Annotated in this window: 23 protein-coding genes and 1 riboswitch; all 23 genes read right to left on the reverse strand. The window is 31.0% G+C overall.

Translation table 11 applies throughout. The features are described from left to right. Positions 1–6 precede the first annotated feature (6 nt). Positions 7–501 (reverse strand): prepilin-type N-terminal cleavage/methylation domain-containing protein, encoded by a 495-nt coding sequence (locus B3630_RS09870; RefSeq protein WP_346897712.1) that lies wholly within the window; start codon positions 499–501, stop codon positions 7–9. A 19-nt stretch (positions 502–520) separates the two neighbouring features. Next, positions 521–2,545, reverse strand: coding sequence for a hypothetical protein (locus tag B3630_RS09875; RefSeq protein ID WP_346897714.1), 2,025 nt, complete (start codon positions 2,543–2,545; stop codon positions 521–523). A 55-nt stretch (positions 2,546–2,600) separates the two neighbouring features. Beyond that, on the reverse strand, positions 2,601–3,461 hold the full coding sequence (locus B3630_RS09880; protein ID WP_346897716.1) for a type IV pilus modification PilV family protein: 861 nt from the start codon (positions 3,459–3,461) through the stop codon (positions 2,601–2,603). After that, entirely contained in the window at positions 3,448–4,695 is a 1,248-nt protein-coding gene (locus B3630_RS09885; RefSeq protein WP_346897718.1) for a hypothetical protein, read from the reverse strand. Before B3630_RS09885 ends, B3630_RS09880 begins: the two co-directional genes overlap by 14 nt. Next, positions 4,682–5,257, reverse strand: coding sequence for a PilN domain-containing protein (locus tag B3630_RS09890; RefSeq protein ID WP_346897720.1), 576 nt, complete (start codon positions 5,255–5,257; stop codon positions 4,682–4,684). Before B3630_RS09890 ends, B3630_RS09885 begins: the two co-directional genes overlap by 14 nt. 8 nt (positions 5,258–5,265) lie before the next feature. Beyond that, a complete protein-coding gene (gene pilM / locus B3630_RS09895; RefSeq protein WP_346897722.1) occupies positions 5,266–6,531 on the reverse strand; it encodes a pilus assembly protein PilM in 1,266 nt (421 codons plus the stop codon). A gap of 640 nt (positions 6,532–7,171) precedes the next feature. Next, positions 7,172–7,579 carry a type II secretion system protein gene (locus B3630_RS09900; protein ID WP_346897724.1) on the reverse strand — a complete coding sequence of 136 codons (408 nt, stop codon included), beginning with the start codon at positions 7,577–7,579 and terminating at the stop codon, positions 7,172–7,174. Positions 7,580–7,753: 174 nt separating this feature from the next. Further along, positions 7,754–8,959, reverse strand: coding sequence for a type II secretion system F family protein (locus B3630_RS09905; protein WP_346897726.1), 1,206 nt, complete (start codon positions 8,957–8,959; stop codon positions 7,754–7,756). A gap of 18 nt (positions 8,960–8,977) precedes the next feature. Beyond that, positions 8,978–10,666, reverse strand: a complete 1,689-nt coding sequence (locus tag B3630_RS09910) for a GspE/PulE family protein (RefSeq protein ID WP_346897728.1) — start codon at positions 10,664–10,666, stop codon at positions 8,978–8,980. An 85-nt stretch (positions 10,667–10,751) separates the two neighbouring features. Next, entirely contained in the window at positions 10,752–11,489 is a 738-nt protein-coding gene (locus tag B3630_RS09915; RefSeq protein WP_346897730.1) for a prepilin peptidase, read from the reverse strand. A gap of 96 nt (positions 11,490–11,585) precedes the next feature. Continuing rightward, positions 11,586–11,670, reverse strand: a riboswitch (cyclic di-GMP riboswitch). A gap of 233 nt (positions 11,671–11,903) precedes the next feature. Continuing rightward, positions 11,904–13,532 carry a chaperonin GroEL gene (gene groL, locus B3630_RS09920; protein WP_346897732.1) on the reverse strand — a complete coding sequence of 543 codons (1,629 nt, stop codon included), beginning with the start codon at positions 13,530–13,532 and terminating at the stop codon, positions 11,904–11,906. Positions 13,533–13,613: 81 nt separating this feature from the next. Further along, positions 13,614–13,898, reverse strand: a complete 285-nt coding sequence (gene groES / locus B3630_RS09925; RefSeq protein WP_346897734.1) for a co-chaperone GroES — start codon at positions 13,896–13,898, stop codon at positions 13,614–13,616. A gap of 194 nt (positions 13,899–14,092) precedes the next feature. Further along, positions 14,093–14,809, reverse strand: a complete 717-nt coding sequence (locus tag B3630_RS09930) for a TVP38/TMEM64 family protein (RefSeq protein WP_346897736.1) — start codon at positions 14,807–14,809, stop codon at positions 14,093–14,095. Positions 14,810–14,866: 57 nt separating this feature from the next. Continuing rightward, a complete protein-coding gene (locus B3630_RS09935; RefSeq protein WP_346897738.1) occupies positions 14,867–15,748 on the reverse strand; it encodes a DNA-3-methyladenine glycosylase in 882 nt (293 codons plus the stop codon). 94 nt (positions 15,749–15,842) lie between these two features. Beyond that, the gene (locus B3630_RS09940; protein ID WP_346897740.1) at positions 15,843–16,253 is read right to left on the reverse strand and encodes a C-GCAxxG-C-C family (seleno)protein; all 411 of its coding nucleotides are present in this window, start codon (positions 16,251–16,253) and stop codon (positions 15,843–15,845) included. A 224-nt stretch (positions 16,254–16,477) separates the two neighbouring features. Further along, positions 16,478–17,860 (reverse strand): NADPH-dependent glutamate synthase, encoded by a 1,383-nt coding sequence (gene gltA, locus B3630_RS09945; protein ID WP_346897742.1) that lies wholly within the window; start codon positions 17,858–17,860, stop codon positions 16,478–16,480. After that, positions 17,860–18,723, reverse strand: coding sequence for a sulfide/dihydroorotate dehydrogenase-like FAD/NAD-binding protein (locus B3630_RS09950; protein ID WP_346897744.1), 864 nt, complete (start codon positions 18,721–18,723; stop codon positions 17,860–17,862). Before B3630_RS09950 ends, gltA begins: the two co-directional genes overlap by 1 nt. A gap of 600 nt (positions 18,724–19,323) precedes the next feature. Next, positions 19,324–20,172, reverse strand: a complete 849-nt coding sequence (locus B3630_RS09955; RefSeq protein WP_346897746.1) for a 3-hydroxybutyryl-CoA dehydrogenase — start codon at positions 20,170–20,172, stop codon at positions 19,324–19,326. 257 nt (positions 20,173–20,429) lie between these two features. After that, positions 20,430–21,437, reverse strand: coding sequence for an electron transfer flavoprotein subunit alpha/FixB family protein (locus tag B3630_RS09960; RefSeq protein WP_346871143.1), 1,008 nt, complete (start codon positions 21,435–21,437; stop codon positions 20,430–20,432). Positions 21,438–21,461: 24 nt separating this feature from the next. Then, a complete protein-coding gene (locus B3630_RS09965) occupies positions 21,462–22,247 on the reverse strand; it encodes an electron transfer flavoprotein subunit beta/FixA family protein (protein WP_346866799.1) in 786 nt (261 codons plus the stop codon). A gap of 13 nt (positions 22,248–22,260) precedes the next feature. After that, positions 22,261–23,400 (reverse strand): acyl-CoA dehydrogenase, encoded by a 1,140-nt coding sequence (locus B3630_RS09970; RefSeq protein WP_346897748.1) that lies wholly within the window; start codon positions 23,398–23,400, stop codon positions 22,261–22,263. 36 nt (positions 23,401–23,436) lie between these two features. After that, on the reverse strand, positions 23,437–24,216 hold the full coding sequence (locus tag B3630_RS09975; protein ID WP_035130499.1) for a short-chain-enoyl-CoA hydratase: 780 nt from the start codon (positions 24,214–24,216) through the stop codon (positions 23,437–23,439). Between the two features lie 242 nt (positions 24,217–24,458). Beyond that, a complete protein-coding gene (locus B3630_RS09980) occupies positions 24,459–25,109 on the reverse strand; it encodes a redox-sensing transcriptional repressor Rex (RefSeq protein WP_346871141.1) in 651 nt (216 codons plus the stop codon). Positions 25,110–25,413 lie beyond the last annotated feature (304 nt).

Consider the following 25,413-nt stretch of genomic DNA (forward strand, 5'->3'; position numbering starts at 1 on the left):
AATTCATTACTTCTTATGACTATTTCTAAATAAAAAACTCTCTTTTACTGAATAATCTATATCCTCTTCTTTTAATGACAATCTAACTTCTATACTCTTTAAAACGTCATCTGAAGTCTCTATGTGATGTAAATGTGAACCAATACGTCTTTTACCATCCTCTTTTGTAGATAGATAAACATTATTTTCTTCAATGATAAATTCAGCTCCTTCAGCAGTTACTGTGCCATCATCTTCAACCTTTGAAAAGGTTATAGTTTTTACAGTACCATCAAGTTCTTTGTCCACTTTACATTTAGTAGCTGCCATGGCATGTCTAGATATACTATCTAAAATAACCTTAGCTTCATATTGAAGGTCTGACCTAGTGTTTATCTCCTCTAGCTTTCTTTCATTAGAAAAGAAAAAGGAGAATATGAATGAAGTAACTATAGCTAAAAGTCCTAATGCTATCACTAATTCTATTAAGGTTACTCCTTTTTTCTTTCTATTTAAAATCATAATCCCACTACCTTATAACTTATTTTTCTAGTGTCCATTTTTCCTTTGTAATCAAATCTGTAGCTAGTATAGTTCTCTCTGTTACTAAGTTTTTACCTTGAGTAAAGATAAAATCTAATACACCTTTATTCTTCTTATCCTTTATCTCAGCTTCCGATAATTTAGCAGTTCCTATTAAACCCTTAGAATTCTTTATATTTATATCTTTTAAGGATATAATAGTACCTTTATAGTCCTTAGTTCCATTGTAATTTACATCACCCTTTGTCACTACTATATATGTTATATCTTTAGATTCCTCTCTATTAAATTCTTTATTATAGGTTGCCTCTTTATTTTCATGTCTTAAGATAAGCTTATCATCATTAATTTCAATGCCCCTATTTTCATCATCATTTAATAGAATTACCATGTTTTCTAACTGAATAATGTTACCCCTATTAGCAATTAATGAAGATACACCATCCCAGTTTATTTGATTTTCTACAGTATAAACAGCCTTACCCTGCTGAAATTTATTCACATCAAACTCTTCATTTTCCATATAATAAACAGCTTGTACAAAACTTTCCCTCATGTGTTTTACTTCATCAAGTTCTTTTTCATTAAGATTCACTGAATTTCCATGGGCTTTTCCTCCTGAAATATAGGCTCCAGCAGTATAAGTTTTCTGTGGAAGGGATATTCCCTTCGCTCTTATACTTTCATCACTTGAATTACTATAATCTACAAAGTGCTCTGCTTTATTTACTACATTTAAAGGTTGTCCTTGTGCATCTTTCGTTATAAGGACTAAGGGATCTAAATACTCATATTGGCTATCCTTATAATTCCCATTATAATCCTTGGCATAAGCCTTATAATTCCCCTTTAAGGCTACAGACTCTCCAGTCTGATAAGGCTCTCTATGAGTCTTTATATAAGCAGAACCCATTAAATAGGCACTATCACTAACTATTAAATTACCCTTATTATTAGGCCACTTCATAGAATTAATTATTATAGAACTAGAACCCCTAACAACCTGTCCATTATCTGTAGGTGACGCAATATTTAAATCATTAAACCCATAGAGGTTTTTTATATTAATTTTCACATCACTAGCTCCTATAACTAAATCGTTAGCTAGATATATATCTGCCTTACTGGAATCTACATCTATACCCCTATCCACATCACCTTCTGCTAAACTACCTAAAAATATATTCTCAGCATAAACCTTATTATCAACTTCTTTATCCTCTAAAGTTATTGCTTTAAAATTTACCTTACTTTTGTCTATAGTAATATTGGCAGCAGTATTAACTTGTCCTTTAAATTCTATATCCGTATTATTTATCTCAATTCCACCCTTATACTTATCTACCGTTGGAGCTTTAGCCATATCCTCGCTTCGTAAACCCTGAATCCATAGGTTTCCATCCACTTCTACTTTACCTTCCTTAACATGGGACGAATCAGTAGCAATAGTTAAGTTTCCATCAGCAGCTAAAGAATAGTTTATTAATTTAGATGTGTTTCCATCGGTTTTGCCAAGGATTCTATAAGATTCTGGCGTAACTAAATTGTAAGCTACACTTACCACTCTCTCTTTGCCTTTATCATCTTTATAGGTAGAAGTTAACTTAACAATTTTATAATCTAACCCCTCTTTTTCTATTGCTGGAACTTTTAACTCACACTTAACTTCTGCCTTGTTACTATTTACTACATATTCTCCAGATACGTAATCTATAAGATTATAATCTATATAATCCTTAAAAACCCCTTTGAAAATTTCATTTTGCTTCTTTATTGTAGTCTCCTTATTACCTGCCGCTATACCTTCCTCTATAGCTATCTCTACTACTTTAGTGATTCTAGTGTAGGCCTTATCAATTCCAGATTCAGCAGAATAGAGATTTTTGACCCTATTGTTCTCTTCTATTCTTAGTCTATAGTTTGCATAGGTAGCTCCTAGCATAGCCAGTGCTAAGGTAGCTAATATACCAAATACAGCTATTACAAGTAACATAGATGAACCTTTAGTCTTTCTTCTTCTCATCTTCTCCCTCCTCTTAATTTAATAACTTTATTAAAACCCCTTTTAATTAATTATTCTACTTAAGTACTTCTAAATTCATAGTTTCTACTGCTTCCCCATCTTTATTAGCTCTTAATTCTACAAAGTACAATTTTTCATTGATAATATCATCACTATATTGAACTCCTTCGATTAATTCTATTTGTCCATTAAATTTAGATATTATTACATCTTGCCTTTCAGATACTTTTTCCCCATTATATAGATATATTTTTAAGTTTTCTGTATGACTCTTATTTTCTACACTTAAATTTAACTTCTTTTCACTGTCTTCATTTAAGCATATAAGTAATGACTTAGCTTCTGGTTTAGGAATAGCAATGATACTTCCCCCATAAGTAACATTTATCTCCCCTGCTTCTTTCATTTCAATAAAGACTTCCTCCGATGGTGTAGCTGAGTTATCTGATAGTTTTTTTATAGCTTCTCCTATAACCTCCTTACCATTTGATATGGATATGGACCCCCCATTAAAATATATAGTTCTATCAACTTCCATTTCACTAACCTTATTATTAATGACCTGGGACTGTTCTTTTATATATCCCTCTATATAAAATCCATTTATCTCCCCACTTAAGGAATACATTAACTTACCATCTTCTCCTGTAGCTTCACTTAAAGTAATGCCATTATTTAATGGCTTTGTTAAAGTACTTGAAAAATTATCTATAGCTTTAATATTTTCTATGGTTTCCTGAAGTACTGCCTTAGCTTGTTGTTTATTTTCTGTTGATTTATTTATTTTTACAGAAGTTAGTACTAAATCAGATATAGGAATAAGAATAATTGAAATTAGAGCAAAGCTAATTATTACCTCTAGAAGAGTAAAACCTTTTTTACTTTTTCTAGATTTAGTAACTTTATTTATTAACATACTCCACCTTTCCTTCTGGTGTTATTTGCACCCTTGGACTAGTTTTATCATCATCAATTATAGTAAGTGAAACTTTCTTATCATTAGCATTATTTATTACCTTTATATTTGCTCCTACCTTATCATCAATACCTATACGTTTAGATGAGTATATTGCAATATTTATGTTTTCTTCATCCACATTCCTTAATTCTATACCATTTTTACTATAATTCGATGGATAGCTAAATTTCTCTGTTTTGTACTTAATATAGTACTTACCACCTTCTTTATTTACCTGAATTTCTACATCTACCTTTTTATTTTCATCGTTATATATATAACTTTCTCTAGTTAAATCATTTTCCTTACCTAAAGTTAAACTCGGTAAATCTGAATTTACACCCTTTAAAGCCATAATTAGAACATAATTATTTCCTTCACTAGTTCTTGATGCCATGGAGCTTTGACTTCCTTCTAAAAAAGGATTTTCCTTTCCATACTCCTCATCAAAAGTCCATTTTAAGTATTTTGAATCTTCATAAGGATTAATTTTTGGTATGGAGTAAAATTCTAAATCTAAGGTTCCAGAGACTTCATCATTTCCTGAGGCTGTTATGTTTATATTGGGCATAGCTAAAATTCTTTCATATTCTGATATTAGCTTTATAAACTTAGTAACATTTTTATAGGTGCCATTAAAGGATACAGATACCTTCATTTGCTCTACCTTATTTCCAGTTGACTCTCCTTCATCTTTTTTAGTAGCTTGCTCTTCTCCAAGTTCTTTAGTTTCCTCTAGTTTTTCTTCCACATCTTCCTTAATCTTTTCTTTACTAGACTCCTCTACTACTTGCTCTAGGGATGGTTGTTCCTTAGGGTCTGCTACTACTGAAAAATAAACTTCTATTGGAGAAACAGTAACCTCTGAAAATGTTAAACTTCCCTTAATTCCAGCATCATTTAATAGTTTATTTAGCTCTATTATTATTCTATCTTGATAGATCTTAGGATATAAGAGCATAGATTTTGAACCTATCCTATCCTTTAGAATCTTTATGTCACTTTTATTCTTTGTAATAGTATTTATATTTGAAAACATCTCATTATATTTCTTATTCAGCTCTGATTCTTCCTGTTTAATTTCTTGCAATTTAGCATATTGCCTTTCATAAACCAGCTTATAATATGCTGTACATATAATTATGAGGACTAATACTCCTAATAAAAATTTTTCTCTTTTACTTACTTTCATTATAGTACGCCTCCTTTAGTTTACAGGTCATAGTAAAGGTAAATACTTCTTTTTCACCTTCACCTAAGTCTGACACTATTCCACCTATATGAGATTCTTCTATGAATTCAATATTATTCATATTATGTTGGAACTCAGCAATAGCCTCTCTATTTGTAGCTGTAGCGTTTACTTCTATAGAACCTGCTGCAAAATTCATAGATTTAAAATACACTTCTTTTGGAAGGGTATAATTTATCTCTTCAATAAAATCTGGACTTAATTTATTTCTATCAATTATGCCATGGAAAATTTCATTTAACTTACTATTATAAGTAGAAAAGGTTTTTTTCTCTGTAGCTACCTCTAAACTTTCCTTATAATTTTCTACAAAAGCTTCTTCATTAATTTTATTGTTAAGATCATTTATTGATTTTTCAGCTCTATAAATTCCAAAAGTATTAAATGACAAGGTTACTATAATACCTAACCCAACTATAGCTGCTGCACTAAAAATTGCTTTCTTTATTCCTGCATCGCTTTCTTTATTTATATCCACATAGAAAAAATTCAAATCATTCATAATCTCACCTACAATCTTACTAATGCACCTAATGCATTAACATACTCTTCAATAGTTGTTGTATTTACATTCTTACTAAATTCTATATTGTTAGCTGTAATTATTTTTGTAGTTTCTATGCCAGTCTTTAAGGATATATACTCATCTATTCCCCTTAACTTAGAAGTGCCACCGTATAAATATATATGACTTATCTTTTTCCCATTACTTTTATTAGTATAGAACTGAATAATTCTATTTAAATCCTCTAGCCAACCCTCTATGACTTCTACTACTCCATCATTAAGTTGATTTTCTTTCCTACGCTTTCCTACTTCAACCTGAGCCTTCTTTATTTCCTCTGCTTCCTCCATAGAAATTCTATTTAAATCTGCTATAAATTTATCTATCTCTATTCCACCAATGGGCATAACTCTTATAAATTCTAACTTGTTGTTATTAACTATAGATAAATCTACACTTTTATAACCTAAGTCTAAATACAAAATGGATTCCTCTTTATTTATTAAATCTACATTATATATATCTGTAGTGCTACTTAGTTTTCTTATGGAGTTGTTACTTATATCCAGCGCATAGGGATTTAAAAGTAGTTTTTCAGCTAAGTTTCTATAGGATTCAATGAGATTTTTAGGATATATAATAGTAAATATCTTTTGCTTTCTCACCTCATCCACTATAACTTCCTCTAACCTCATAAATTGAATTACATAGTTATTTAAATTTATAGCTAGAAATTGCTCTATTTCATAATTAACTAAGGTTTTTAATTCTTCATTATTATCCACATAAGGAACTATAATCTCTCTACTTATGATTGTAGATGAGGAGGAAACTACCGCTATATTTTTAGTTCTCACCCCTGAGGTTTTCATTTCTTCCTTTAACTTAAGTAAGATAGATTCTTCATTAAAAAGCTCTCCATCTTGAATAATATCCTCTGGAGATTTTATTTTCCTCATATTATAAACCTTTAACTTTCCACCCTTAACTTGTCCCTCTACTATTTTTATATCACTAGAGCCTATGTCAAGACTTATAAGTCTTATACTCTTAGGCTTAGCAGGTTTACTATCATCAACTTTTTTTATTCTTTTAAATTTTAAATCCTGCAACTTTATATCTCTATTCCATATGGATTCCTTTTTAGAATTTTCAACATCAATGCCTTTATGATAATCTTCCTTATTTAGTAAGGTATCATTATCTATATTTACTTGAATTTCCTTATTCTTTAATCCTTCACTGACCTTAGATTTATTAAACAAACTCAAAATTAGCACTCCCTTCTTCTTCAAATCCTTTATGCTTAATTAACAATATTTATATCTATTTCATATACACTAAGGCTCTAATAACTTAGCACCCTAGATAACTTTCAAATTCATTATTTTTCTTTCATAACTTCTATTAATTTTCATATATCTTCTTTATTCCCCGAGAAATATCTCCAAGGAAAAATATTTTTCATCATTAAATTACATTGGCAATTTAAAATTTTCTTCATTATTCCTAAATTAAATATTTATCTATATACCTATTAAAATATGAAACTATACGTCCATTTAACGATTTTGCTATAAATCTATAAAACTATTTAAATATATAGCTATATAAAATTTTTTATATAAAACTATATAAATAGTTAACTAGTTATTGTGGTATCAATGGTTTGCAGTATTTTTGATGTTTTAGCGGTTATGTATAAATTCTGTATTTTCTATGTTTTTATGTTCTTTCATGGTTTAAGTGTTGATATAAGTAATGTTTATTTATGTAGCTGAATGCTTTATTTGTTTTTAGAAACATAAGTGTAAAGGGTGGCTTTACACTTATGTTTGTGGGTTGTTTTAGTTATTTTAATGCAATAAGCATATATAGTTTGAATTATTACTTTCCACATTATTTTTCAGCTTATGGAGTAGTAGTTTTGACTGTTGCTTTAGCTGCATCAATTACTATCTCATAAGTATCTTTTGTTTGTGGTTTTTTTACTGAAGATAGTGCAGTCTTAATCTGATCAAGTTCTGTATCCCCTATTGATGAACCTCCCTTATTAGTTACAGTACTAATTTTATTATCTGCATCAAAAGAAACTACCGCTGTACCACTTGTTTTTATAGTTTCATCTGAAACTAGCATTAATACAGTTCTTTCAATTGTTTCACAGCTTTGTTTATCTGCTTTAGTTTTAGAATTTTCTCTTACTGCTGAGAAGTTTGGTATAGCTATTAATGCTATGATTGCCATTACTGCTAGAACTATGATTAGTTCTATCAGTGTAAAACCTTTTTTATTTTTGTTGTTTGTTCTTTTTATCATTTTAAATGACCTCCCAATTATTTCTATTTATTTCTAAAGGGTTTCCCCTAATTAGACCTGTTGTTTTGTTTTGACTATGTTCTAGATAATTGTGAATACTCGACTTCAATATTGTCTGAGTGCAGATAATATGAAGTACTTATTCACATTAGTTAAAAGATATGCTTGTCCTTTTTACATTACATTGTACATTTCAAACATTGGAGTTAGGATGGAGATTATTAGGAACCCTACTACTACTCCCATTATTACTAGCATTATTGGGTCTAGGATTGTGGTGAAGGCTTCTATTGTTCTTTCTAGCTCTTCGTCGTAGAAGTCTGCTGTTTTGCTTAGGATGTTATCTAGTTCTCCAGCTTCTTCTCCAATTTTTATCATGGACCCCAGCATTGGTGGAAATAACTGTGATTCCTTTATGGCATCGGATAGTGTATCTCCAACTAACATTCTTTCTTTTACTGTTTTTAGTTTTGCATATGCATATTTATTTTCTAGTACTGCAGATACTACATCTATGGAGCTGGCTATGGATAGTCCTGCTCCTAAAACTGTAGATAAGCCCCTTGCAAATCTTGATACTACAATCTTTTGGTTTAAGTCTTTAAAGAGAGATTTTTTCAGTTTATATTTACTGTACATATAAATTCCAGCATCAACTCTCGTGGTGTAATATTTAAAGCCTACTACTGTACCTACAATAATAAGACCTATTAATATACCGTAGTGCCTTATGCCATCTCCTAGAGATAGTACTATCTTTGTCATGGCTGGAAGGTCTGAACCAGCTGATTCAAACATATCCATAAACATTGGCATTATATAGGTTAAAATAAATACCACTACAAACACTGTTACTGTGGCTAATATGCCTGGATAGATTAAGGCATTTTTTAATTTACCGTTCATCTTGGTTTGCTTTTCATAGTAAGTGGCCATCCTATTCATTATGGAATCTAGGGTACCACTTTGTTCTCCAACTTGAATCATACTTATAAGCAAGTCTGGAAATTCATTAGAGTATTTACCCATGGCTACAGATAATTCTTCACCTTTTCTTATATCTTCATCTACTTTTACAAGGACTTCCCTAAGCTTCTTGTTAGGTATTTGTTCTGCTAGAAGACCTATTGCATTAGTTATGGAAACACCGGCTTCTATCATGGTAGCTAGTTGTCTACAAAATATAGAAATATCCTTGTTATTAACCTTATTTCTATTTCCTAGGATAATCTCCTTACTACCTATAGCTTCCTCAATGGACAGTGGTGAATATCCACTAGATACCATAAGATTAAGTACCTCTTCTCTACTCCTACATTCATGTACCCCTTGAATAACTTCACCCTTAGAGCTAATAGCCTTATATTTATATTTAGACATAATTTAGTTCTCCTTCCTCTACAAGTTATCCATAAATATTATCTTCATCATTTCTTCCATGGTGGTTTCACCTTTAAGAACTAACTCTCTACAACTATCCGATAAAGTCTTCATACCTTTTTTAACAGCTTCATCCTTTAGTTCTTCTGAGTTATTAGATTTTATAATTAAATCTTTTATATCTCTATCTACATTCATTATTTCATAGACTCCAAGTCTGCCACTATAACCAGTATAATTACAGCTAGCACAACCCTTGCCTCTATGAAGAGTTACTTTATCATCACTATTTAAGTTAAGAAGTTTCCTTTCAGCTTCATCACCCTCATAAGCTTCCTTACAGCTTGGACATATTCTTCTAACTAGCCTTTGAGCTATTACTCCTTTTATGGCAGTGGCAACTAAGAAAGGTTCAACTCCCATGTCTATAAGCCTTATTACTGAGGATGGTGCATCATTTGTGTGTAGTGTACTAAGAACCAGGTGACCTGTTATGGCCGCTCTTATGCCAATTTCAGCAGTCTCACTATCTCTCATCTCTCCCACCATTACTACATCTGGATCTTGTCTTAATATAGACCTTAAGCCTGTAGCAAAGGTAAGTCCTACCTTATTATTTACATTTACTTGATTTATTCCATCCATGGAGTATTCTACAGGATCTTCTACAGTAACTATGTTCTTATTAATATCATTAAGTTCCACTAAAATAGTATATAGAGTGGTGGATTTTCCACTTCCTGTAGGTCCTGTTACTAAAATTATTCCATGGGGTGCAGATATGATATTTTCAAGATTTTTTATATTTTCACTACTCATGCCTAGATTATCTTTTCCAATTTTATAGTTACTTCTATCTAATATTCTTATTACAACCTTTTCCCCTGTGATAAGTGGTATTATAGACACACGCATGTCTATGTTTTTATTATTGATCACAGTAACTATTCTTCCATCCTGAGGAATTCTTTTTTCAGCTATGTTAAGATTTGCTAGAATTTTTATTCTAGTAACTATACCTGGAAGTACATCAATATTTAAGGATGATATTTCTTCTAGCTGACCATCTATTCTATATCTAACTCTTATATATTTTTCATAGGGCTCTATATGAATGTCTGAAGCTCTTTGTTCCACTGCATTTTTAAGTAGAGAATCTACTAGCTTTACTGTGGGAGCATTTTTAACTTCATCAATCTTTTCTATATCTTCTGTCTTGTTATGAAACACTATCCTAGACCTGGTTATCTCTTCTACAGCACTTTCCACATTTCTATCTGAATAATACTTTTCCGTAGCCTTATGAATGTCATCCTTTGTGGAGATATAAGGCTCCACCCTTAGCCCCGTAGTTATAGCTACATCATCCATAGCAAATATATTTAAAGGATCTGATACCGCTATCTTTATTACTCCACCTTCTATATAAAAAGGGAATAATTCATATTTTCTACATAAGCCTTCGTTAACTAATTTAACAGCCTTAGAATCTACATCTATATTACTTAATGTTACTCTTTCAATACCTAACTGTTCTTGAAGTACCTCTATAATAATATCCTCTGTTACTATACCTTCATCGATTAATAATTCTCCTAGTTTTTTTCTCTTTACCTTTTGAATCTCTAAGGCTTCTGATAATTGTGACCTAGTAATTTTATTTGCCTTTACTAGCAAGTCACCTAGTCTGACAGTATTCCTTGCCATTTCTCTCCACCTCACCTTTACAATTAATTTATTTGTACTTATCTAAAAGTTTTATACTTCTTTTTATTTCTTAAAACTCCTTATATTAAATGAAATTTAATATATATTGTTCTCCAATGATTAGGACTATATATGCTCCCATAGCCAAGCTAGGTCCTAAAGGAATATACTCATCCTTTGATTTCTTTTTTGATGCAATTAACATAACTGCAATTGTTCCTCCTATAATGAAGGATATGAGTAAAAAGTATATCTCCAATTTCCACCCTAAAAATAATCCACATAATACTGCTATTTCAATATCTCCAACACCCATGCCACCAGTTAAAACATATATTAAACCAATAATCCCCAGGCCTATTAATCCCCCAATAATATAGTTAGTTATACTATTGGGATACGTTACAGTTTCTATAAGGATAAATATTATACCCACTGCCATCCCACTATAAACTACACTAGAATACACATCTGTAGTATCATAATCAATAAGGGCTATGACTATTAAAAATAGAGTTAAAAGGGAATACTTAAAAAAGCTTACTCCTATGCCATATCTTAGATATATTCCTACTAATAAAATTCCTGTAAACCCTTCTACTAAGGGATATCTCATAGAAATCTCAGAATTACAGTATCTACATTTACCCTTAAGCCATAGGTAACTTACTATTGGTAATAAATCCTTCCATTTCAATCTAGTATCACAATTTCCACAATGGGAAGGCGGACTAATTAACGACTGATTATTAGGTATTCTATAAATACATACATTTAAAAAACTTCCTATTACTATCCCATATAAAAATACTATAAAACCCATAATTTATTATCCTTTTACATTTATTTCTATTTAAAAACTATTATACTATATTCTTACATATGTGTATATAAAATGCATCAAAAAAACCGACTAAATAAATAATTTAGCCGGTTGTACCATTAACTCAACAACTTTCAAGGTACCCAAATAAAAAAGTTGCATCACTGTATCTAAACATAGTTTCTTTTTACACAAACTAATTTTAAATTTATATAAATTTGTTTTATCATTGTATAAATTTAGAAACGTTAAACATATTATACTATATTATGTATTATATTTCTATATATTTTCTTTGGTATGTGTTATTTTATTACATTTATTCTTAGAATCTAGTGTATTTAATGTTTTTCTGTAAAAAAAAGGCCTCCACGAAAGCATCATGAAGGTCTTAATTTTACTTAATATTTAATTTTAGTACATTCCGTCCATTCCCATTCCTGGTGCACCTGGCATTGGAGCTGGGTTTTTATCTGGAATATCAACAACAGCAGCTTCTGTTGTTAAGAATGTTGATGCTACAGATGCAGCATTTTGAAGTGCGCTTCTTGTAACCTTAGTTGGATCAACTATTCCAGCTTTAATCATATCTACATATTCAGCATTTAATGCATCATAACCTATTTCTGTAGCTGAACTTCTAACTCTTTCAACTACTACTGAAGCTTCAGCACCAGCATTTGTAGCTATTTGTCTTAGTGGTTCTTCAAGAGCTCTTCTTACAATGTTAATACCTACTTGAATTTCTGAAACCTCTGAAGTTAGCTTAGTAACTGCTTCTATTGCATTGATATAAACAGTTCCACCACCTGCAACGATACCTTCTTCAACTGCAGCTTTTGTAGCAGCAAGAGCATCTTCAATTCTTAATTTCTTTTCTTTTAATTCTGTTTCAGTAGCAGCACCAACTTTGATTACTGCAACTCCACCAGCAAGCTTTGCAAGTCTTTCATTTAATTTTTCTTTATCAAATTCAGAAGTTGTATCTTCCATTTGTTTTTTAATTTGATTTACTCTAGATGCTATATTTTCTTTTGCACCTTTTCCATTTACGATAACAGTATTTTCTTTAGTAACTTTAACACTATCAGCTCTTCCTAACATTTCAATAGTTGCATCTTTAATGTCATGTCCTAATTCTTCTGAAATTACTGTACCACCTGTAAGTATTGCTATATCTTCAAGCATTTCTTTTCTTCTATCACCAAAGCCTGGAGCTTTAACAGCAACACATGTAAATGTTCCTCTTAATTTATTAACTACTAAAGTAGCTATTGCTTCACCTTCAACATCTTCAGCAATTATTAAAAGTTTTTTACCTTGTTGTACTATTTGCTCAAGAATTGGAAGTAATTCTTGGATGTTAGATATTTTCTTATCAGTTATTAAAATGTACGGATTATCAAGTACAGATTCCATCTTATCTGTGTCAGTTACCATATATGCACTTAAATATCCTCTATCAAATTGCATACCTTCAACAACATCAAGTTCAGTTCCCATTGTTTTAGACTCTTCTACAGCGATAACACCTTCGTTACCTACTTTATCCATTGCTGTAGCTATTAGAGCCCCAACTTCCTCGTCTGCTGCTGATATAGCTGCAACTCTTGCTATGTCTTCTTTTCCATCTACTTGTCTAGAGTATTTTTTTATTTCTTCAACTGCTGTATCTACAGCCATTCTTATACCATTTCTAAGTAACATTGGGTTTGAACCAGCTGTTACATTCTTAAGTCCTTCTCTTATGATAGCTTGAGCAAGTACTGTAGCAGTTGTAGTTCCGTCTCCAGCTACATCGTTTGTTTTGTTTGCAACTTCTTTTACAAGCTGTGCTCCCATATTCTCATATGCATCTTCAAGTTCTATTTCTCTAGCTATTGTAACACCATCATTTGTTATAAGTGGTGAACCAAATTTTTTATCTAATATAACGTTTCTTCCCTTTGGTCCTAAAGTTACCTTAACTGTATCTGCAAGTACGTCTACACCTCTTTGCATAGCTCTTCTTGATTCTTCTCCGAATAAAATACTTTTAGCCATATTCATTTACCTCCTATGATATGTGAATTTCTTAGCTTATCATTAAAATTATTTTTCTTTACAATTATTAAGATATATTATTTATTCTAATATTGCTAATATCTCTTCTTGCTTTAATATTATATATTCTTGTCCTTGTAATTTAACTTCTGTGCCTGCAAATTTAGAAAATAATATTTTATCTCCTATCTTCACTTCCATCTTAATTTCTCTTCCATGAGAATAAGTTCCCGGACCTACTGCAACGACTTCTGCCTCTTGTGGTTTTTCTTTTGCAGTACCTGCTAGAACTATTCCCCCTTTAGTTATTTCCTCAGATTCTAATCTTTTGATTACAACTCTGTCGCCTAATGGTCTGATATTCATAAAAAACCCTCCTAATGTTAATTATTTATATAATTTTTTTATTTATCTTTATTTATTAGCACTCAGAACTATTGAGTGCTAACTACAATATAATAATATATAATTATTATTTTATAAGCAAATCTTTTATTTTAATAGAACCTGGTAAAATAAGCGAATATATTAAAATATCTCACTCATGGTAATATTTTCTCTTATTTTCTCTTATTTTTTCCTTTATGCTTTAACGCTCTATGGAAAAAGTCTATAATGCTATGTCCTTTAAGTATTCCGACTAAAAATAAGACTCCTGATACTACCCCTATAATTATCATAGATACATAGTCTCCACTATGTATACCGTGACCAAACATGGCAGATGTGATTATCCATGGTAATCTCCCCGCAGAAGAATACAATATAAAATCACTTAGAGTTACATTGGATATACCAGCTACATAAACTAATATATCTTTAGGTATTCCAGGTATAAAGTATATTACAAAGATAACTATATTATTACTTCCAGCATCTAATATCCTCTTTATCTTAGTTAAATTATTTTTTTCAATAAGCTTATTTATATATTTTTTTCCAAATAATTTGGCTATAAAATAAGCAACTATACTTCCAAGAATTATCCCTATAGCGGAAGCAATTCCTCCTACTAAAGGTCCAAATATGTATCCCCCTGCTACTTGAACAACTTCTCCTGGTATAAAGAATATTATTACTTGTATCATTTGTAGAACTACAAATGCAATTATACTATAACTACCAAAGGATAGTATTAATTTTTTTAATTCTTCAGGATCTCTAAATACAGTGAATTTCTTGGAAAATTCCCAATAGGCTATTAGTAACACTACTATAACTATAGTCCATATTACTCCATTTATTACATACTTTTTTATCTTATTTTTATTCTCCATACCTTTCCCACCTTGTATACCCTTAGTTTATGTTCTATATATCAACATATTTCTAATTTAATCTATTTTTATATTGTTTTCTCTTGCATAATAAAATAAATACTGTTGTGCAAATCCAGATAAACTACCAAACTTCTCTCTTGCAAACTGCCTTATTTTAGGCAATGATACATCTGGTGCCACATAAAAGAATTGCATTGCTCTTTTCACCCATACATCCACTGGGAATGCAGAGTATTTCCCCATAGAAAATAGCATTATACAATCTGCTACCTTAGGCCCTACTCCATTAAAATTTTTAAGACCCTCATGACATCCATCATCATCACATTGTTTTATTGCATTTAAATCATAGGTGCCACTACTCAAATCTTCTAGTGCCTTATATATATACTTAGCCCTAAATCCAACGCCTAAAGCTTCTATATCTTCTACTGTAGCTCTTCTAAACTCCTCTAAGGTTGGAAAAGCATAATATGTATTTCCCTTGTACTTTATAGATTTGCCAAATGCTTTACTTATATTCTCTATAGCTCTTTTTATCATAGGAATTCTATTATTTGCAGATATAATAAAAGATATTAGCATTTCAAAGGTATCTTGCTGTAGTATTCTTATTCCTACACCAAATTCTACTGCTTTTTTTAAAAGTTCATCCTTCTCAAATTCTTCTTTTATAGCTGAATAATCCCTTTCTAAATCAAAGTAATTTATCCATATATCATTAAAATCCTTTAAATCCGTATTATATATAATTATATCATTATGTTTTTTTTCAATTTCAATAACTTTTCCGAATGCTACACCTATATAATTATTATTATCTTGTCTGTTCCATCTAAAACATTGTCCGCAATCGAAAATATGGGGAAGTTCAAAATTCTTTACATCCTTTAATATAACTTTTCCACTTTCTTCAATAGCTTCTTTAAAGTCCATCCATATCAACCTCCTTGAAATATCACTTATGGGATGCTAGTTTAAAAATAGTGCTAAGGATATTCTCAGCACTAAGTTTTAAAATTATTCTCACTTAATATTTATTTCTCTCTCTAGCTACTATGTTGTCTAATATAACTGCACCTTTTTCTACTATATTAAGACATTTTATTTCATCATTTCTATATAATTCCTTTAATTTATCACAGTTTAATGAATTACATTCTTTATTAAAGGTTTTAATGAATTCTTGAGTAAGGTTTTTTACATAATCACTTTCATGAGCTCTTTCCTTTGTAAATAAAATACCTAGAACAGAGATTGCTCCTGTAATAACCCCACAAGTTGATTCTACACCCATTCCCCCACCGAAAGCAGCCATAGTTTTAAAAGTTTCCTTACTTAAGTTTAAACCATATTCTTCATTAGCAGCATATAGCATAGTCTCTGCACAGTTTAAATCATATTCTTCTCCATAATATTTTTTTACTACATCTAATAACATATTTATGCACCCTACTTTCCTATTAATTAGTTCTAACCTTCAGAGAAGCTAAGAACTCTATTTATTATATTTTTAGTTATAAATCTATGACTAAAAAATTTCTTTAAATGTATTAGAAACCTACTAGTTTTCAGTTTCATTATACTATATTTATCATATAAAAAAGCCATATTTTAAAGAATTTCACATAACTTTAAAATATGGCTTGATTTTTTGAAGATGTCTTATTTACTTAATTGCTCATCAATAGCTTTAGCAGCTTTTTTACCAGCTTCCATAGCAAGTATAACCGTAGCTGCTCCTGTTACAGCATCTCCACCAGCATATACTTTTTCTTTAGAGGTAAGTCCTGTTTCTTCCTCTGCAACTATGCATTTATATTTATTAGTTTCTAAGCCTTTAGTTGTAGCTGGAATTAATGGGTTTGGTGAAGTTCCTAATGACATAATAACAGTATCACAGTCTAATGTAAACTCAGAACCTTCTATTACTTGTGGTCTTCTTCTTCCAGATGCATCTGGCTCTCCAAGTTCCATCCTTACACATTTCATTCCTTTAACCCAACCATTTTCATCCCCAAGGATTTCTGTAGGATTAACTAATAAATCAAGGATAACTCCTTCTTCTTTAGCGTGATGTACTTCTTCTACTCTAGCTGGAAGTTCAGCTTCACTTCTTCTATAAACTATATGTGTTTCTGAACCTAGTCTTAAAGCTGTTCTAGCAGCATCCATAGCAACGTTACCACCACCAACTACCGCAACACACTTACCAGACTTAATCGGAGTAGCATATTCATCTTTAAATGCTTTCATTAAGTTATTTCTAGTTAAGAATTCATTTGCTGAGAATACTCCATTTAAGTTTTCTCCTGGAATTCCCATAAACTTAGGAAGTCCTGCTCCTGATCCTATAAATACAGCATCAAACTTCTCATCATTCATTAATTCATCTATTGTAACTGTTCTACCAACAACTACATTTGTTTCTATTTTAACTCCTAATTTTCTTAGGTTGTTTACTTCATGTTTAACAACGGTATCCTTTGGTAATCTAAACTCAGGAATTCCATAAAGTAAAACTCCACCTGGCTCATGTAAAGCTTCAAATACAGTTACATCATAACCCATTTTTGCAAGCTCCCCTGCACAAGTTATTCCTGATGGACCTGATCCAATTACAGCAACTCTCTTATCTTTCTTTTGAATTTCTTGAGTTAAATCTACATTATTATTTCTTGACCAGTCAGCTACAAATCTTTCTAATTTACCTATAGCTACTGCCTCACCTTTTATTCCAAGAACACATTTGCTTTCACATTGTAATTCTTGAGGACAAACTCTTCCACATACTGCTGGAAGTGCTGTATATCTATCTAAAGACTTTGCAGCCTTTTCAAATTCTCTTTCTTTTACGTGATGAATAAACTCTGGTATATCTATTGCAACTGGACATTTAGATACACAAGGTTTATTTTTACAATTTAAACATCTTGAAGCTTCTTGAACTGCTTCTTCTTCAGTGTAACCAAGACAAACTTCTTGAAAGTTAGTTGCTCTTACCTTTGGATTTTGTTCTTGTATTGGAGTTCTTTTCATTCTATCCATTAGTTATTTCCTCCTACTTTGCATCCTTTTTGTATAGAATCCTTTTGTATTTCTTCTGTCTTATACATAGTTGTTCTTTTTAATGCTTCATCGAAGTTTACTTTATGTCCATCAAATTCTGGTCCATCAACACAAGCAAATTTAGTTTCTCCATCAACAGTTATTCTACAAGCACCACACATACCTGTTCCATCAACCATGATTGGGTTCATACTAACTATTGTTTTTATTCCCAATTCTTCTGTTAATTTACATACAAATTTCATCATTATCATTGGTCCTATAGCAATTACTGTATCGTATTTATTGCCTTCTTCAACCAAAGATTTTAATCTATTAGTAACCATTCCTTTAAATCCATAGCTACCATCATCAGTTGCTATATAAACATTGTCTGCAACATTTTTCATATCTTCTTCTAAAATAACCATTTCTTTATTTTTAAATCCCATGATTACGTCAGCTTTAATTCCATTTTCATGTAACCATTTTACTTGAGGATATACTGGTGCAGCTCCAACTCCACCTGATATAAACATTATTTTTTCATTTTTTAGCTTATCTTTGTCTTCTTCTAAAAGCTCAGAAGGCATTCCTAAAGGTCCAACAAAGTCAAAGAAAGAATCCCCTTCTTCATATTGTTCCATAGCTTTTGTAGTACATCCAATTGTTTGTACAACTATTGATACTGTTCCATTTTCTACATCTGTGTCACATACTGTTAAAGGTACTCTCTCACCCTTTTCATCCATTCTTATTATAATGAATTGACCTGGACGAGCTGATTTAGCTACTCTTGGTGCTAAAATCTTCATCATAAATATTGAAGGTGCCAAAATTTTCTTTTCAACAATTTTATACATAGTACTTTCCTCCGTATTTTAAACATATTTTGTTTTTATATGAATTTAATATTTCACCATTTTAATTCATATCCTTTGCCAAATATAATATTATACTATTTTCATTGAAATTTATATATGAACATTAGATATTTATTTAACATAGTGGTTACAAACGCAAAAATAAACAGCGCAATAATGATAGGATTCTTTACCACATTACACTTGTCCAATAAACTAACTTAAATCTCCATATATCCTTAAATAATACGACTTAAATCCTTTACATGAATATACATTGTGTCGGTTACACTTATATTTTATAATTTTATTTAATTATAGTCAACCATATAGTAAATTAAATATTATAAATTTTCAAGCAAATAAATCCATTTTTTTATAAACATCTTCTTTAATTACAGTTATTTTTTCAAACTTCTAATGATTCCTTTTAAACTATACTCTTTTTATTTTTAAAAATCTACAATAAATTATACGATTCATTGTTATAATTTTATCTATCTTTTATTTTTTTAATTATATTTAATTTATTTTCACATAAATAAAAGAGTAAAGATAAATTACTCTTTACTCTTTTATTATAATATTTTTACTCTATTATTATTTACTATAATCGAAGAATCCTTTTCCAGTTTTTCTTCCTAATTGTCCAGCTCTAACGAATTTTCTAAGTAGGCTGTGTGCTCTGTATTTTGAATCTCCAGTTTCTTTATATAATACATCCATGATTGCTAAGCAAACATCTAGTCCAATTAAGTCACCTAACGCAAGAGGTCCCATTGGATGATTTGCTCCAAGCATCATAGCTTTATCTATATCTGCAGCACTTGCAATACCTTCTGCAAAGATGCAAACAGCTTCATTTATCATAGGTACTAAAATTCTGTTTACTACAAATCCTGGAGCTTCTTCTACTTGAACTGGCTCCTTAGATATATTAATAACTAATTCATGCATTGCATCATATGTTTCTTGTGATGTTCCCATTCCTTTTATGATTTCTACAAGTTTCATCACTGGAGCTGGGTTAAAGAAGTGAAGTCCTATAACTTTATCAACTCTCTTTGTAGCAGTAGCAATTTCAGTTATAGAAAGTGAAGATGTATTTGTAGCCAGGATTGCTTCTGGTTTACAGATTTCATCTAATTCCCTGAATATTTGTTTTTTGATTTCCATGTTTTCTACTGCAGCTTCTATTATTAAATCTACATCATCTAATAAACTTAATTCTGTAGTTCCACTAACTCTTGATAGAATTTCTTCTGCTTGTTCTTCTGTTATTTTACCTTTTGTAGCAAGTTTTTTAATATTTTTTTCTATCATTCCAAGACCTTTTTGTACGAATTCATCCTTTATATCTCTAACTATTACCTCATATCCTTTAGCGGCAAAAGCTTGAGCTATTCCTGATCCCATTGTACCTGCGCCTAAAACACATATCTTTTTCATATTAAACACTCCTAACATAATTTTGTATTATGGATTATAGACTATTACAAATCTATATTACCACATTTTTATATATTTATATTTATATTTATCAAAAATAACTCAATAAATATAAATATATGTATACAATTTTCAACGAAATAAGACTATTATTCAATATTTAACAAATGAGGGGTATATACATCTCCGTATATCCCCTCATCTTATGTTAATTAGTGTACTATAAAATTCAATTAATCTAAAGTCTTATAAATTTACTATTTGTTCATCTCTTTATATTGAGCTATCATTTCTGGAATAACTTTAGCAAAGTCTCCTACTAAAGCTACGTCAGCAGCTTTCATGATTGGAGCATCTGAATCCTTGTTAATAGCTATGATATAGTTAGAATCTTGCATTCCAGCTAAGTGTTGGATTGCTCCAGAAATTCCGCAAGCTATATATATAGTAGGTCTTACAGTTTTTCCTGTTTGTCCTACTTGAACTGCTTTTTCTACCCAGCCATTATCAACAGCTGCTCTTGATCCAGCTAAAGTTCCTCCCATTACGTCTGCAAGTTCTTGAAGTAAATCGAAGTTTTCTTTACAACCAACTCCTCTTCCTCCTGAAACTACGATATCAGCTTCAGTAATGTCTACCATTTCTTTTACTGATTTAACAACTTCCATAGTTTCTGTTCTTATATCAGAAGCTGCTAATTCAACGTCAAATTTCTCAACTTGGAAAGCTCTGTTTTCATCTTTAGCTAACTTTTCGAAAACTCCAGGTCTTACTGTAGACATTTGTGGTCTATGATCTCCACAAACGATTGTAGCCATTAGGTTTCCACCGAAAGCTGGTCTTGTCATTAATAAGTTGTTATTTTCTGGATCTACATCAAGTGATGTACAGTCAGCTGTAAGACCTGTTGAAAGTCTTCCTGCAACTCTTGGTCCTAAATCTCTTCCAATGAAGCTAGCTCCAATGAATAGGATTTCTGGTTTTTTAGCGTTTACAACTTCGTTTATAACTTTTGTATATCCATCAGTTGAATAGTGAGTTAGTAACTCATTGTCGCATACTAATACTTTATCTGCTCCAAAAGCTCCTAATTCTTTAGTCATTTCTTCTATATTTTTATGTCCAAGTAATAATGCTGTAAGTTCTACTCCTAACTTGTCAGCTATTTCTCTTCCTTTTCCTAATAATTCTAAAGCAACCTTTTGTAATTCTCCGTCTCTTTGCTCTGCAAAGACCCATACACCTTTATAATCTGCTATATTCATGGTAATTTCCTCCTTAACTATATCTTAGATGAAGTGTTTTTCTTTTAGTTTTGAAAGCGCAATTGAAGCTGCTTCTTTTGGTGATACTTCAAATATTTCACCTTGTCCTTTAGCTTCTTTAGTCATTGATTTTTTAACCTTTGTAGGTGATCCTTTAAGACCAAGTAGGTTAACATCAACGTTAATGTCTGCTACAGTCCATACTTTAACTTCTTTTTCTTTAGCCATTGAGAATATGTTTTTAATGTTCATATATCTTGGCACATTTAAAGTTTCGATTGCAGTTAATAGAACTGGAGTATTAACTCTGATATTTTCATATCCATCTTCCCAAGCTCTTCTTACGTTTAATACGCCTTCTTTTTCTTGGCTAACTGCTTCAACATAAGTTATTTGAGGCATTCCTAAGTGTTCAGCAATTTCTGGTCCAACTTGTGCAGTATCTCCATCAATCGCTTGTCTTCCAGCGAATATTATATCATAATCTAAGTTTTTAATAGCTGCAGCTAAAGCGTGAGATGTAGCTAATGTATCAGCTCCAGCAAAAGCTCTATCTGTAACTAGTATAGCTTCGTCTGCTCCCATTGCTAATGCTTCTTCTAAAGCTACTTTTGCTTGTGGAGGTCCCATTGTTATAACAGTTACGTGTCCACCGTAAGTATCTTTTAATTGTAATGCTCCTTCTAAAGCATTCTTGTCATCTGGGTTTATTATTGAAGGAACACCATCTCTTATAAGAGTTCCTGTTTTTGGATCTATTTTAACTTCATTTGTATCTGGTACTTGTTTTACACAAACAACTATTTTCATCTTTCACTACCTCCTATTTCAATATGCTTCCTGCGATAACCATTCTTTGAACTTGAGAAGTTCCTTCGTAGATTTCAGTTATCTTAGCATCTCTCATCATTCTTTCAACTGGATATTCTTTAGTGTATCCATATCCACCAAATAATTGAACAGCCTTAGTTGTAACATCCATAGCTACTTCTGAAGCATATAATTTAGCTCTAGCAGCATCTACTGAGTATGGCATACCCATATCTTTTTTGTAAGCAGCTTTGTATACTAAAAGTCTAGCAGCTTCAATTTGAACATCCATATCAGCAACCATCCATTGAAGTCCTTGGAATGCTGCTATTGATCTTCCGAATTGTTTTCTTTCTTTCATGTAAGCAACAGCTTCATCTAAAGCTCCTTGAGCTAGTCCTAAAGCTTGAGCTGCTATACCAATTCTTCCTCCGTCAAGAGTTTTCATTGCAACAGAAAATCCTTTTCCTTCTTTTCCAAGTAAGTTTTCTTTTGGAACTATGCAGTTTTCAAATACTAATTCAGTAGTAGATGATGCTCTTATTCCTAACTTCTCTTCAACTTTTCCTATTGAGAATCCAGGGAAATCCTTTTCAACTATGAATGCAGATATTCCTCTAGTTCCTTTTGATTTATCAGTCATTGCAAATACTACGAATATATCAGCAACTCCACCGTTAGTGATGAATATTTTTGAACCATTTAATACGTAGTGATCTCCTTCAAGTACAGCTGTTGTTTGTTGTCCAGCAGCGTCAGTACCTGCGTTTGGCTCAGTAAGACCAAATGCACCTAGTTTTTCACCTTTTGCAAGTGGTGTTAAATATTTTTCTTTTTGCTCTTGAGTACCAAATTGATATATTGGTGCTCCACATAAAGAAGTGTGTGCAGAAACTATAACTCCTGTAGTTCCGCAAACTTTAGAAAGTTCTTCTACAGTCATAGCATAAGATACGTTGTCTCCACCTGCTCCACCGAATTCAGTTGGGAATGGAATTCCTAACATGTTGTATCTAGCCATTTGCTCTACGTTTTCCATTGGGAATCTTTCTGTAACATCTATTTCAGCTGCTATAGGTTTTACTTCATTAATAGCAAACTCCCTTACCATTTGCTTTACAAGTTCTTGTTCCTTAGTTAATGAAAAATTCATTATAATACCTCCTACTTATACGATTATCTATTTCGATTATCTATTCTTAAAATTCTTGTCTCTCTTTTCAACAAAAGCTGTCATACCTTCTTTTTGGTCTTCAGTAGCAAAACACATTCCAAATGCCTCAGCTTCATATAATACTGCACTATCAATATCCATTTGCAAGCCTCTATTGATAGCAGCTTTACATTGGCTTATAGCTATAGGAGCATTCTTAGCTATTTTATTAGCCATAGCTTTTGCTTCATCTAAAAGTGTTTCAGGTTCTACTACCTTGTTTACTAATCCAATCCTTAAAGCTTCTTCAGCATTAATCATGTCACAAGTGTAAATTAATTCTTTTGCAATTCCTTCACCTACAAGTCTTGATAACCTTTGAGTTCCGCCAAACCCAGGAGTTATTCCAAGCCCTGCTTCTGGTTGTGCAAACTTAGCTTTAACTGATGCAATTCTAATATCACAAGCCATTGCAAGTTCACATCCACCACCTAATGCAAAACCATTAACTGCAGCTATAACAGGTTTTTCAAGTTTTTCAATTTTTCTAAAAACCCCATTCCCAAGAATACCAAATTCTTTACCTTCTATAGCATTCATTTCTTTCATTTCTGAAATATCAGCTCCAGCAACGAAAGCTTTACCTTCTCCTGTAAGAATAACTGCATAAATTTCTTTATCCCCAGAAATTTCTTGGATAACACAATCAATTTCTTTTAAAGTTTCTGTGTTTAAAGCATTTAATGCTTTTGGTCTGTTTAGTTTAACTAAAGCCACATTTCCTTCTTTTTCCAAGACTATGTTCTTATAATCCATTTTTAAAATCCCCCATGCAATTTTTCAGGTGTTAGCCGCCATAAATCGTTATTAATTTAACAAAATAGTGATCAAGGTTCTAATACCTTAATCACTATTATAGACTGTTTATAATTCTTTTTCAACCTAATTTATATTTTATTTATGTTTTTAATGAATCTTTTTACTTAATTCATATAATTAAATTCAAAAAATTCCTGACAATACAAATTTTAAGAAATTTGTATTGTCTTTTTTTAGCATTATAGGAATTCTTCTTCTTTTTCACACTCATTTAATAAGTAACTTAAAGTCATTAAACTCTCATTAAGATGTACATTCTCTACAATAACATCTTCGTTAACCTTTAGATCTATAGGTGCAAAATTCCATATTCCCTTTACGCCATTCTTTATTACCACATCTGCTACCCCTTGAGCTCTATTTTTAGGAACACAAATTATGGCTATGTTAATCTTTTCTCTCTGTAAGAAACTATCTAATTCATCCATATCTTTAATTTCTATATCTCTTATTTTAAGCCCAATAAGTTTTACATTTACATCAAAAATACCTTTAAGATTAAATGCCATCTTATCAAAGGTTGTATAATTGGCAATTGCTTGACCTATATTTCCTGCTCCAATTATTACAGTATTATACTCTTTATTAAGGCCTAATATAACAGAGATTTGATATAATAATTCCTTAACATTATATCCATACCCCTGCTGACCAAAATCTCCAAAACAATTTAAATCTTGTCTTATTTGTGAAGCTGTAAACCCAATTCTTTCACTTAGTTCTTTAGATGATATTCTATCAACTTCATTTTTATCTAATTCGCGCAAATATCTGTAGTATTTAGGTAGCCTTTTTATTACAGCCATAGAAATGCTTCTTTTCTTCTCCACCTCTTATCAACTCCTTATTTATATTCTTTATATATTTTTCACTTTCACTTCCATACTTTTTCATATTATAATCTTCTATTGAAAATATTATCTAAAATAACTGTTATAATCTCATATTTAACTGAGATTTTATTCATATAGATATTATACTATATCATTACGGATTTGTTATACATTTTTTTTATCAAATAAATAAACTATAATGCTATATTGTACATTTAAAACACTTTATTGTATATATAAATTATAAATTTTTTTAACTTTTTATCATAAATAATCTATAAATTTAATAAACTTAATTTCT

It is taken from the genome of Clostridium sp. UBA7503, assembly GCF_002477055.1.
Taxonomy (GTDB): Bacteria; Bacillota; Clostridia; order Clostridiales; family Clostridiaceae; genus Clostridium_J; species Clostridium_J sulfidigenes.